The sequence below is a fragment of the Clostridium sp. genome, assembly GCF_036781005.1.
Lineage (GTDB): Bacteria > Bacillota > Clostridia > Clostridiales > Clostridiaceae > Clostridium_B.
Window position 1 is genome coordinate 64,736 of the sequence record NZ_DAIQBT010000010.1, and the last position, 14,576, is coordinate 79,311.

General features: G+C 33.0%; 6 protein-coding genes. All 6 read left to right on the plus strand.

Annotated features, from left to right (window positions below):
- Nucleotide 1: 1 nt before the first annotated feature.
- From V7Q02_RS06050 to V7Q02_RS06075, 6 genes are read left to right on the plus strand one after another with little or no spacing between them, the layout of a single operon-like run.
- Complete coding sequence (locus V7Q02_RS06050) at nt 2–592, plus strand: DUF1819 family protein (RefSeq protein ID WP_333860115.1); 591 nt, start codon at nt 2–4, stop codon at nt 590–592.
- Nucleotides 593–1,165, plus strand: a complete 573-nt coding sequence (locus tag V7Q02_RS06055) for a DUF1788 domain-containing protein (protein WP_333860116.1) — start codon at nt 593–595, stop codon at nt 1,163–1,165.
- A gap of 15 nt (nt 1,166–1,180) precedes the next feature.
- Nucleotides 1,181–4,792, plus strand: coding sequence for a BREX system P-loop protein BrxC (brxC, locus tag V7Q02_RS06060; protein WP_333860117.1), 3,612 nt, complete (start codon nt 1,181–1,183; stop codon nt 4,790–4,792).
- 15 nt (nt 4,793–4,807) lie between these two features.
- Nucleotides 4,808–8,446 carry a BREX-1 system adenine-specific DNA-methyltransferase PglX gene (gene pglX, locus V7Q02_RS06065; protein WP_333860118.1) on the plus strand — a complete coding sequence of 1,213 codons (3,639 nt, stop codon included), beginning with the start codon at nt 4,808–4,810 and terminating at the stop codon, nt 8,444–8,446.
- 12 nt (nt 8,447–8,458) lie between these two features.
- On the plus strand, nt 8,459–10,990 hold the full coding sequence (gene pglZ, locus V7Q02_RS06070) for a BREX-1 system phosphatase PglZ type A (protein WP_333860119.1): 2,532 nt from the start codon (nt 8,459–8,461) through the stop codon (nt 10,988–10,990).
- Nucleotides 10,991–11,017: 27 nt separating this feature from the next.
- A complete protein-coding gene (locus V7Q02_RS06075) occupies nt 11,018–14,575 on the plus strand; it encodes a helicase-related protein (RefSeq protein ID WP_333860120.1) in 3,558 nt (1,185 codons plus the stop codon).
- Nucleotide 14,576: the final 1 nt, after the last annotated feature.

Consider the following 14,576-nt stretch of genomic DNA (forward strand, 5'->3'; position numbering starts at 1 on the left):
GATGGGATATAGTGCAGGAATAGTAAGTAAGTTGTTATGGTTTATAGAAACTCGTGAAACAGCAAAATTACTACAAAACAATTCATATAATGAAGTTAAAAAATTAGTTATTGAAACAAATTTATACCATCAAAATCAATTGGATAGAGTTCACAGAGAATTTAATTGCATAAAAAAACGTCTTCAGGCATTGCCAGAGGAGTTGGTGAAAGAATTAATAAAAACGGACGTTAATACAGCAAAGGTAATTGTTTTTATTTCAACTATGGTAACGGATTTGTTGTTATTTGAATTTGTATATGAAGTATATCGTGATAAATTAAGAATGGCTGACTATGAACTTAAGGATATAGATTTTAATGTGTTTTTTACAAATAAATCAAAACAAAGTGAAAAGATTGCAGGATGGACGGATTCTACTATAGCTAAGATTAAACAGACATATAGCAGATATTTGTTTGAAGCTGGTCTTATAGAAGGAACAAATAAGAATAAGAAAATATGCAGAGTTTATATAGATCAGGATTTAAGGAATATACTGATACGCAGCAATATGGAAAAATATTTATATTCGGTGACAGGGGAGAGATAGATGGAATTTCAAGAACGATTAGATAGCATTTGGAAAAAAATATCAGATACTGAATTCTTGGCAAACAGGGGTGTTGCTAATGAAGTTAGATATTATATTTTTGACTACGATCCATGTAATGAGCTAATAGTTAGAGAACATATTAAAAGTCTTAAAAAGAAAAATAATCCAGATGCTGATGGTTTTGAAATAGTAGAGTATGATCTTTACAATATGATAGTAGAAATATTGGAGCATAAAAGTTACATAAATAAATGTATTCAGTTTGAGAAAACAAAGGGAAGAGAGTATATGTGCAATGCAGTATCGAAGATGCTACGCCTTACAAGTGATGATAATCTGATTATAAATAAGATAGTGAATAAAACACCAGATAATGCAGTTGTATTTCTTACAGGAGTAGGAAAGGCATTCCCGATAGTTAGATCACATAATATATTAAATAATCTTCACCAGGTATTGGATAAGGTACCGGTTGTAATGTTTTATCCTGGAACATGGGACGGACAGGTTCTTAGCTTATTTGGAACGATAAAAGATGATAATTACTATAGAGCGTTTCCACTGATATAGTTTGGGGGTATAAGAATGAAAATTCATGATATGTTTTACAAGAAGATTGACAGAGATATTAAAGGAGTTATTAAGGTTGGACAGTCTGATAATGAAAATATTTATCAAGAATTGGATGAATATGTAGTAACATCTGAACTTGAAAAATACATGGAGAAATTCTTTGATGCATATTCAAAAGGTCTAGATGGAAGAATAGACAAAATGGGTGTATGGATTTCTGGATTCTTTGGAAGTGGTAAGTCACATTTCCTAAAAATATTATCTTATCTGCTATCGGATAAGTTGGTAAAGGATAGAAGTGGCAATGAGAGAACGGCATCCAGCTTTTTCATTGATGATGTAAAAATTAGAAAGCAGAGTTTAAAAAAGAAGATAGAAAGGGTTGTAAGTTTTAGTAAAGATACTGATGTAATCCTGTTTAATATAGATTCTAAGAGTTCGGCAAATTCTAAAATGAATAAAGATGCTATTGTTGAGGTTTTTATGAAGGTATTCAATGAATATCTTGGTTATTGCGGTTCTATTCCATTTCTTGCTGAACTGGAACATAAGATGGATATGAACGGTAAATATGATGCTTTTAAAGCGAAGTTTAAGGAATTAAATGGAAGTGATTGGACGAAAATAAGAGAAGATTATTATTTCATTCAGGATGATATTATTGACACTCTTGTATCACTAAATATTATGAGCGAGAGTGAAGCAAAAAATTGGGCAGAAAATGCACAAAGTACATATAGCTTATCTATAGATAAATTTGCAGATATTGTTAGAAGATACTGCGAGAGCAAAGGAAAGAACCATCATTTATTATTCTTGGTGGATGAAATGGGACAGTATATTGCAGATGATGGTAAGCTTATGGTGAATTTGCAGACAGTAACTGAGGATTTAGGTACAGCCTGTGGCGGTCATGCTTGGGTCATGGTAACAAGCCAGCAGGATATTGATTCTATTACTAAAACAATAGGTGATAATTTTTCTAAGATTCAGGGAAGATTTGATACAAAAATTGCTCTTTCTTCTGCCAACGTTGATGAAGTTATAAGGAAGCGTATACTTTATAAAAATGATGATGCAACTGCAATCCTTGAAGATTTATATGATAAATATGAATCCGTGATCAAGAACCTTATTACATTTAGTGATGGAACACCATATATGCCTTTATATAAAGGACGGGAAGATTTTGCAGAAGTGTATCCTTTTGTACCTTATCAGTTTAATTTATTAGGTAGTGTCCTTACAGCCATTAGACAGCATGGTGCAAGTGGTAAGCACCTAGCAGAAGGTGAACGTTCAATGCTTGCCCTATTTAAAGAAGCAGCAGTTAAGGTAGAAGACAAACGTGAAGGTGTAATTGTACCTTTTAATGAATTTTACAGTGCTTTAGAAAACTTTATTGACCATACACATAGAATTGTTATAATTCAGGCAGCAAAGAATGACAGACTAAATGAGTTTGATGTTGAACTTTTAAAAGTGCTATTTATGACAAAATATGTTGAAAATTTTCCTAAAAATGTGGAAAATCTCACAACGCTTATGATATCAGATGTTAACGATGATCGTATTGATCTTCGTAAGAAAGTAGAAGCTTCTCTTAGACTTTTATGTGATGAGATGTTGGTACAGAAAAATGGACAGCTATATTCATTCCTTACTAATGAAGAACAGGAAGCAGAAAATGCCATTAGACATATAAATATTGCACCATCAGATATTGTAAACTATGTTGCACAGGTAGCTTTCGATGAGATTATTGCGTTTTCAAATAATAAATACAGCTATAACAAGCGCTATCAGTTCTCTTTCAACCAGAAGATTGATAATATATTCTATAAAAGTAAACAGACACAGACAATCAGTTTACACCTTATGACAGCATATAGTGGCGAAAAGTCAGATGTTGCCCTGGCTATGTTGTCTGCAACAGAAAACAGTGTAATAATTCGCTTGTCAGATGATTATCCATATCTGGAAGAAGTAACTGAGATGCTGAAAATAACTAAATTCCTTAATAAGCAGGATGTTGGTTCAATGACAAATTATGAAATAATCCGTATTACAAAACAGAAGGAAAGAAAAGATAAGGTTGAAAGAATTCGTGATTATGTGAGAATGGCAATCGAAACAGCAGATATCTATGTAAATGGTGAACAGGTGCAGATAAAGACAAAGGATGTAGTAGGTCGTGTAAATGAGGCATTAGGAAAATTAATTGTGAGCGAATATAGTAAATTAGGTGATATGCAGACAGAACCAGGACAGTCAGATATTCTTTATATGCTGAAAAACAATAAGACACAGCTTACACTTGATCTTGGTGAAAGTTTAGAGCCTAACCATGATGCATTAAATGAATTAGTATTTGCCATAAGATATTCAGGAAAAATGAGTGCAAAATTTTCTATTAAACAGGCTATGGATAAGTTCATGGCTGCTCCTTATGGATATATAGAGGAAGATGTGCAGTATCTTATTGCCACGCTTTATAAAAAAGGTACAATTTCACTCAAAATGAATGGCGTTGTATACAGTCCAGCAAGCACTTCTCCTGATGATGCATACAAATATATTACTAGGAAAGAATACCGTGAAAAGATACTTCTGGAAATGAAGGAAACTCCAAAGATACAATGGATTAAATCAGTAAAAGATATTATAAAAGATTTTTTTGAAAAACCAATAGTAACAGATGATCCGGATGCTTTAATGCGTGATTTTAGAAATTATGCAGAAATTAAAAAAACTGCAATTGAAAAGTGTTTAAATGAAGATTACAGGTTCAATCGAAAGCTGCCTGGCAAAGATGCCCTAGAAAAGGCAGTTAGGTTAATTGGTGATACATGTGATATTAAAGATCCCATGACTTTTTATAAGAGAGCTTATGAACTTTTTGATGATTTTGATGAAGTATCACTTGAAATTGAGGATATCAACAGCTTTCTTGGTGGTACGCAAAAAGACATATTTAACAGAGCTTGCAAGATTTTATCAATATATGAAGCAAGTAAAAACTTTATCTCTGATCAGAAGATTATTGGCTATTCCGATCAGATTAGAAAAATTATCAGCTTAAAGAAGCCATATAGTTGTATTAATAAATTAGATGAATTTACAAAGCAGCTAAATGATTCTATCATAGATCTTCTTGAGAAAGATACAGAAAGAATTAGACCGGATGTTAAGGCAGATCATGAATTGGTAATGACTTCTCTTATGATGGATAGGCCTTATGCTGACAGATTAAAGAAAAAGTTTGAGAATAAATTCAGTGAATTGATAGAAAAGATGGAACATACTCATGATGTAGCAGCACTTAATGGTATTCCTACAGAAAGCAGTGCATTGTGCCAGAACTGTTTGAATGAGATACAAAAGGAGGAAGAATTCTATCAGAAGAGTTTAACTCCAGCAGAAACAGTAAAAGACGATGATGGAGAAAAGTATACACCAAGACCTGTTAATCCAGTAAAGACGATTCCATTAGGCATAAGAACTCTTACAAGGAATAAGACCTATACAATAAAAACAGAAGCTGATGTAGATGCATTTGTTGAAGAAATTCGTAAAGAATTAAAGAGCAAATTATCAGAAGATACTATTATTAAATTGAACTAATGCAGAGGTGAGAAGATGGATAAAACGGCAATAAAGAATTTTGCAGTGGAAGCAAGAAATATGCTTCGTGATTCTGCTATTTCCCAGGCAGGGTTATATGGAATCACTGAGGATGAGTGTACAGAGCCTGTACAGACTGGTAATGGTTTTGAAGTATATAAGACAATAGCTGGGACGGATAACAGAATATTTGGAGATACCATTAAGAAGAGAGCAAGCCTTGTAAAAGCTATTGACGAAAAAGGATTTGATAATGTTATTGAAGAGGTTGCATATACTTGGTTTAATCGTTTGATTGCTATCCGCTTCATGGAAGTAAATGATTATCTTCCTACAAGAGTAAGAGTACTTTCATCAGAAACATCTGGTAAAAAAGAGCCTGATATCGTAACACAGTCATTGGATATTGAACTTAATATGTCTCAGGAAGAATTGGCGGAAGTTCAGAAAGCGAAAGATGAAAACAGGTATGATGATGCTTTTGGTTTGCTATTTATTAAACAGTGCAATGAATTAAATGATATTTTACCAGGACTGTTTGAAAAGACAGATGATTATATGGAACTTCTGTTGAAACTGTCATATACCAATGATGGTGTAGTAAGAATGCTTGTAGACACTGTACCGGAAGAGGATTTTGATGTATCTAAAGAAGGTCAGGTTGAAATCATTGGCTGGTTGTACCAATATTATAATATTGAGCTTAAAGATGAGACTTTTGCATTATTAAAAAAGAACGTAAAGATTACAAAAGAAAGAATTCCTGCCGCAACACAGCTTTTTACACCAGACTGGATAGTTCGTTATATGGTTGAAAATTCCTTGGGAAGATTATGGATTGAACATTTAAGAGCGAATGATCCATTTTTAAATGAAAAACAACTTGCAGAAGAGTTTGGATGGAAATATTATTTGCCAGAAGCTAAGCAGCAAGATTCAGTAAATATTAAGCTAGCTGAAATCAGGACATCATATAAAGATATGACGCTTATGGATATTAAATGTATTGACCCATGCATGGGAAGCGGACATATCCTTGTGTATATGTTTGATGTGCTTATGGATATCTATAAGAGTGAAGGCTACAGTGAGAGAGATGCTGTTTTTTATATTTTGGAAAACAATATTAATGGATTAGATATTGATCAAAGAGCTTATCAATTATCATATTTTGCACTTATGATGAAAGGTAGAGAATACAACAGACGTTTTTTTGCTGGCAGAGAAGTGGAGCAGGGAGGACGTTCATGGAGAAAGAATCTATCACCTAATATTAGATCAATTAAGGAGAGCAATACACTTCCTGATGATTTAGTAAATCAGATAAAAGAAAACTTTATTGGTGTGTTCAATGATAATGAATTGAAGTGTATTCAATATGTGATGGATTTATTTAAAGATGCAAAAGAATATGGTTCAATCTTAAATGTTGATAATGAAGCAAGGCAGTATGCATCAGTGGCATTAAAACTATATTCTTTGATAGATGAAACGCATCCATATTGCATAGAAAATAATTTAGACATAGTACAGAGATTATTAATAGCTGAACATTTTCCTATTATTGATGAACTAATGATGCAGGCTTGTGTGATGAGTGAAAATTACGATGTGGTTATAACAAATCCACCATATATGGGTGGAAGTGGAATGAGTAAAAAATTATATGAGTATGCGAAAAAATATTACTACAATAGTAAGAGTGATTTATTTTCAATTTTTATTGAAAAATGTAATGCCATGTGCAATTTGAATGGAATCCAAGCAATGATAACACAGCAAGCATGGATGTTTCTTAAAAGTTTTTTAAAACTAAGAGAAATTGTTTTGAAAAATCAAATTGTTGATATGGTTCATTTAGGAGCTAGAGCTTTTGATGAAATTAGTGGAGAAGTAGTTCAAACAACATCATTTGTAATTAGAAAAAGTAATATTCCAAATTATTGTGCATATTATAGCAGACTTACCCGATTAAATGGGGAAAAAGAAAAGAGAAATGGATTTTTGAGGAGAAATAAGTTATTCTTGATGAATCAGGATAAAATAAAAACTATCCCAGAAAAGCCATTAGCATATTGGTTGAGTTCACAACTATTAAAATGCTTTCAAGGGAAAAAGCTAAATGATGTTGCTAAAACAAAACAGGGATTTGCAACTGGGAATAATAATTTATATTTGAGATTTTGGTTTGAAATTAATAATAGAAAAATGAATAAAAAGTGGTTTCCATGTAATAAAGGGGGAGCATATCGAAAATGGTATGGAAATAATACTGTTGTGGCTGATTGGGAAAATAATGGTTTTAAAATGAAAGCTGAATCTGGATCTGTTATAAGAAATCCTGATTATTATTTTAAAGAAGGATTAACATGGTCATCTCTAGGAAATGAATTTGGAGTTAGGTATTCAAAAGAGGGATATTTATTTGAATCTAAAGGCTCAATGTGCTTTGTTAATGAAAAAAGTGATTTGAGATATATATTGGGTTTGTTAAATAGTTGTGTTGCAAGAAAATTTTTAAGCGTTTTAGCACCTACATTAGATTTCCATGAAGGACCTGTAGGAAGAATTCCAATAGCATATAGTTCAAAAGAAAAAGAAGTTATAGAAGATTTAGTAGAAAGAAATATACAGCTATCGCAAAATGATTGGGATGATTTTGAAATATCTTGGGATTTTAAAAATCATCCATTAGTTAGAGTTACTGATAATAACTTTAAGACAACTATAGAAAGTAAATATAAAGATTGGAAAAATTATAAAGATATGAGCTTTTCTGAATTAAAGATTAATGAAGAACTAATAAATCAAAAAGTAATTAATATCTATTCATTGAAGGACGAAATGAATAGTACAGTTTTTGATGATAGTATAAAAATAAGAAAAGCTGATTTAGAAAGAGATATTAAAAGCTTCATTTCTTATGCTGTAGGATGTATGACTGGAAGATATTCCTTAGATGTAGAAGGACTTGCCTATGCAGGTGGAGAGTGGGATGACAGCAAGTATAAAACATTTATCCCTGATGCTGATAATATTATTCCTATTACTGATGAAGAATATTTTGATGATGATATAGTATGCAGATTTGTTGATTTTGTAAAAGTTGTGTATGGTGAAGATACTCTTGAAGAAAATCTTGATTTTATTGCGAGTGTACTTGCTGTAAAAGGAAAAAGTTCAAGAGAAATTATAAGAAATTATTTTATAAAAGATTTTTACAAAGACCATTGTAAAATATATAAAAAACGTCCAATTTATTGGCTATTTGATTCTGGCAAGCAAAATGGATTTAAAGCACTTATTTATATGCACCTTTATGATAAAGATACTGTTGGTCGTATTAGAACTAATTATCTCCATAAAACACAAAATGCAATTGAGGGTGCTCTTAAAAATGCAGAGTATATTATATCTTCATCTACAAGTGCTGTAGATAAAGCAAATGCAACTAAAGACAGGGATAAATATATTAAGCAGCTAAATGAAATGAAAATATATGATCAGGCGCTTGCACATGTTGCATTGAAGCGAATTGATATTGATCTGGATGATGGGGTAAAACATAATTATGAGTTATTCCAGGAAGTAGAAATATCAAGTGAAGGTGAAGATGCTAAAAAGAAAAAGGTTAATTTACTTGCGAAAATATGATGAGGTGGGCAAATGGATTTAACAGAAATACAAAATAAAATAAATGGTCTGCTAAGTGGAACTGAGCGAAAGATTGTATTCTGGTATGATGATGATGCAGAATATCAGGAAGATATCCAAAACATTGTACTGTCAGAAGGAAATAAACTTCATATACTTACACAAGATAATTGGTTTGAAACAAAGCTATTACTGGAAGTGCGTGATACAGAGAGTAATTATCTGATTTATGCACCGTTCAAGAGACCGGATGACAGGGAAAATCATTTGGCAGATACTTTCTATTATTCAGAGCATTTTTATTCTGATAAGATTGTGCAGCTTTGTGGTGATCTTGGCATTCCGACAAATTGCCAAGATACAGTTAAGAAGTATAAGAGATTCTGGACATCTCGAAATACGCAGAAGTTTAAGGATTTGCAGATATCAGAGTATTCAAAGAGTGCAGTAGAACTTGGAATTATGTGCGTGGTAGCATCTGTAAAAGTACTTAGCTTTGAGGAACTACTTAGGAAAGTCATTCTATCAGAAAATAATGGAGAAAATCCAGTATTAAAGAAAATAGAATATTATAAGATAAATATTTCTTTCTGGAATATGTGCAAGAAACAGTATGGATATGTAGATGATAATCCTTCAGTAATGCGTCTGATGGTGACTATGCTGCTTACTTATGCTGAGACATTAACGGAATACAATCTGCCAAAGGAATGGAAAACATTCGTATCAGAAAAGCATAATGACAATGTGGTATTCATTAAGAACATGATGAATAATAGTGAGACTTGTGATTGTTATGATAGGTTTGCAGATATGATTTCCTATCAGCTTAAGGCAGAGAATGCCATAAAGAGTATTCCATTACAGTATATTATTGGCTGCGATGTATTTGAAGCATTTGATCAGAATATTCTAAGCTGGGTATCTTCAAAGATTAAGGATGATATGCTGGATGAAAAGATAGCGGATATGTCTATTCCAGATATATGTGAGATGCGAATTAAGGATAGTTATCATTATTCAAAAAAGTACAAAGCACAATATTTAATGCTTTTGTATGCTCATCACGTATTAAAAGAGGTTTATTTATATGAGTTTAAATCTACCATGAAAGAGGTAATGGACGATTATGTAAAAGAAACTTATAAGATTGATACCTATTACCGTAAATTTTATTACTATATGGATAAGACAGGACTTCCAGAGAGTTTTGAAGAAATAAAAGATTTGGTAGAAAATGTATACACAAATAGGTATTTATCAAGTCTTACATATAAGTGGAATCAGATTCTTACGGATGAAGCTTACCAGACTTATCCATACACTAAGGAAGAAGATTTTTATCATGAAGTAGTTCGTACTTATATGAACGAAGGACGTACAAATAATAATAGGGTAATTGTTATTATATCTGATGGTATGCGTTTTGAGTGTGCTATGGAATTTATGAATGCTCTGTCACTAGATGAAAAGTGTGATGCAAATGTAGGCCATATGTTAAGTGTACTTCCATCAGAAACCACTTTAGGAATGGCTTCACTGCTTCCACATAAAGAAATTGTTGTGGATGAAAACTTAGGTGTAACTGTTGATGGTATGGCATGTGGGAACAGTATAACAGAAAGAGATAAGATTTTAAAAAATACTGTACCAAATTCTGTGTGTTTACAGTTTGATGATGTTATCAATGCGAAAAAGTCGGAAGTCCGTGAAATGATACAGGGCAAGGATTTGGTTTATATATATCATAACCAGATTGATAATCGCGGAGAAAAAATGGGAACTGAAAATGAGGTGTTCAATGCCTGTGCAGAGACAATAGATGAGATACATAGGATGCTCATAAAACTGACGAATGATGTTTCCTGCACCAGATATATTATTACGGCAGATCACGGATTTATCTACAAGCGAGAAAAGCTGGAGGAAAGCGATAAGATTGTAATGGATAAGAAGAAAGTTCCATTTGTTAATAAAAGGTTCCTTCTTACATTACAGAAGATAAATAATGATGCTATAACAAGCAGGGCATTGACATATTTAAGTAAACTAAATGAGCTATATGTAACTACTCCAAAGGGAGCAGATATAATCAAGGCTCCAGGCGGTGGCCAGAACTATGTACATGGTGGTTCTTCATTACAGGAAATGATTGTTCCGGTTATTAAGGTACGTACTGCAAAGGGTAAGCAGGAAACTGGATTTGTCAATGTTGAATTGTCATCATTTAATAATAAAATAACATCTATCGAAATGAAGCTTGATTTCATGCAGATGGAGCCTGTAACTGATGTTGTCAAAGGGAGAAAATTACTGGCTTTCTTTATTGATGAAGATGGTAATAAGATTTCATATGATGTTCCAATTATAGCAAACAGCAGGGATACTAATGCTTCAAATCGTCTTATGACAGAAAAGTTTACATTAAAGAGTGGTAAGTATAATAGAAAAAAAGATTATTATCTTGTTATAGCAGACATGGATGATGAAAGAATAGAACTGCATAGATACAAATTTGAGATCGATATTGCAGGAACCATTTAGAAATAATGTACTGAAGGAGGGCTAGTGATGGATGAAACCTATATTATAAGTAAGATGAATGAGTTTATGTTCAGGTTAAATGACAAGATTGGAACATGGTTTAATAGGATTCTTCCTAAGATAACAAATGACTGGTGGAACGAGCTTGTTATGAATAATTTAAGCGATCTTCAGCGTGAACAGGTCATTAAGAACAATATACATGAGATAAATGGGCTTGATTTAGCATCTCGTCTTCGTGTCTTTGATCGTAACTGGTTTGTAATTACAAGTTATTATTTTGTGAATAACAGAGAACGTGCAAACATAAGAAAAATGCAGGAAGTAAGAAATTCATGGGCACATATTACACCAAACGATATTACAAAAGTAAAAGTAATAGATGATGTAGAGACAATTATTGCACTAATGCAAGTTTTTGATGCATCTATGAGGGAAACCAGAGATATGGAAGAATTCATTTTTGATGTAAAAGAAGACCATGGGATTAAGAAAGAAGAAAGGAAAAAGCTAGATATAGTGGTGGTTACAGAGAATGAAGTTGTTGATACTGATATTGTTGCAGGAAGTGTTGTCTGTCTTACAAGCGATGAATCTGTGGTTGGTGCTGTCATTGGTATTAGTGGTGGTAAATACTCTGTATTGATTAATGGAGAAGTACAGTCATTTTATAGAGAACAGATTAAATTAAAAATAAGTAAGAAAAAGAGCAGGCATGTATCCCTTAATAGGGTGAGGTCTGCTTTAACTGCTTATCAGATAAATAATCCAGGATCAAGCAATCTGTATTCTTTGAATTCAGCAAGAATAGATTTTGTACCATATCAATTCAGGCCAGCATTAAAGATGATTAAATCAGATAGCCCAAGACTTTTGGTGGCTGATGATGTCGGTGTTGGTAAGACTATCGAAGCTGGACTTATTTTAAAAGAGTTAGAAGCTCGTTCTAGTATTAATTCTGTATTAGTCATATGTCCAAGACCATTAGTAGCAGAACGTAAGTGGGAACTTGAGATGAAGCGTTTTGATGAAAATTTCACTCAGTTAGATGGAAAATCATTAATTGAAGCGATATCTGAAACTGATAGGGATGGAGAATGGCCGGATAGATATAGTAAGACAATTATCCCATATTCACTATTTGGTGAAGATACTATTATGGGAACACAGGCAAGTACAGGCAAGAAACACAAAAATCTTGGCTTATGGGAACTTGATCCACTGCCGCACTTTGATTTGCTAATTGTAGATGAGGCTCATAATATCCGCAATGCTAATACCTGGATGTACAAAGGTGTAGAACTGTTTTGCAGAAATGCAGATGCTGTTGTATTCCTTACTGCGACGCCGCTTCAGAACAGCAATAAAGACTTATATACATTGCTTAATCTTCTCCGCCCGGATGTTGTCATTGATAAAGATACTTTTGATACAATGTCTGAACCGAACGGTTACATTAATAATCTGCTTCGAATTGTCCGTAAACAGGGAGATGGCTGGCAGGAGCAGGGAAAAGCTGAGATTACACATATACTTGAAACAAGCTGGGGACGTAATGTTATTCAGCATAATCCGAATTTTGAGAAGATATATGATTTTATGAATAAAAAAACAGTTACCAGAGATGAAAAGATTGAATTACTTTCTATGATCGAGGGGTTACATTCCTTTAATGGAATTATTAACAGAACTAGAAGAAAAGATATTGAAGACTTCTGTATTCGAAGGACATTGACACTGAAAGTCCCATTTAATGGAGTACAGAAGGATTTATATGATTCATTGATAGAGTTTGAAAGTACTGCATTAACGCAGCTTCATGGTAGTCGTAGTGTTCGTTTTATGATGTGTACAATTATGAGACAAGCAGCAAGTTGTATTTATGGATTGGCTCCATTTATGAATGATATTGTGAATAAAAGGTTAAACCAGATACAAGAAGATGGAGAATTATATGAATATGATGTTGAATTAAATAATGATGAAAGCAATTTTTTATTTCAATTGGGGGATAAAATTACGTCTTTATCAGAAAAACTCCCAGAAGCTGATCCGAAGTTTGAAAAGATGTATAAGGTTATTTGCCAGAAGATGAAAGAAGATAATAACAGAGTAATCATATTTAGTTCATTCAGGCATACTCTGCGTTATATTAAAAAGAAACTTAAAAATAAAGGAATACGTGTTGGTCAGGTAGATGGTTCTGTGCATGATGAGGAACGTTTTGCAATGAGACAGCGTTTCCTTCTGGATAGAGAAGATAAGAATGCCATTGATGTACTGCTCTTTAGTGAAGTCGGCTGTGAAGGTCTTGACTATCAGTTCTGTGATACCATGATCAACTATGATCTTCCCTGGAATCCTATGAGGATAGAGCAGAGAATTGGCCGTATCGACAGACGTGGACAGAAGAGTGATACAGTAAAAATCTACAACATGATTACTGAGGATACCATTGATGAAACGATTTATGACAGATGCCTTAGTAAGATTGGTGTATTTGAAGCAAGTATTGGTGACTGCTCAGAAATACTTGGGGATATCAGTGAACAGATTTCAAAGATTATGCTTGATTCTGAACTCACCGATGAAGAACGCCAGATGAAGATTGAGAAGATGGCAGATAATGAAATTATGAAAGTCCATGAAATGCAGAAACTGGAACATGATGAAAAGACATTATTTGGTTTTGATTTATCTAATTATGTAATAAATAAAGATGTACAGGATGCTGAAAATTCATGGATTTCGCCGGAGAGTATTAATGATTTGGTCAATATGTTCATGAGGGATTTTCTTGGTGAAGGTGAATATATTCGAGGCAAGTTAGAGTTAAAGAGCTTGCGTCTTTCAAGTGATAAGAGGCAAATACTTCTTGATAATCTAAAGAATGTACAAATTGTTAATAACAATAATGCAAATAAGCTTTGGATGGCTTATTTGAAATCGGATAAACCAATTCTTCCGATAACTTTTGATAGTGTTTGTGCAAAAGACAACAGAAATACGGCATTCCTCACGCAGATGCATCCGTTTGTAATCCAGGCAGCTGCTTATGAAAGTTCTAATTTTCCCTGTGAGATTGGTCTTAGCATAAGTGATGAGAACATACATGCAGGTGATTATGAATTCCTTATTTATGCATGGAAATATGTTGGATTACGACCGGATATTAAATTGGTTGCTATTAGTGATAATGAAATGGTTCAGAAGAACGTTTTGGCATGTATGCAGTATTGTACAGAGTTTGAATTTGATAGTTCAGTACATACGGAAAAATGGGATTCAATGGACAAATTACATTATGAGTGTTGGCAACAAGATAAGGATACTTATGCCAAAACTGTTGAAGATGAATGTAATTATAGGGTTGAACAGCTTAGTCAGTCATATAATCAGCGTAGGGAAATATTTAAAAATATGATAAGCAATGCGGAAGATGAGAAGATAAAGAGGATGCGTCAATCACAGTTAGATAAGTTATTTATAGATTTTAATAAGCAGAAAAAGAATATGGCGGATATTATTGCGAGGGCTGATATACATACGAAGCTGCTTGTTAGAGGTATATTACATGTGATATAAA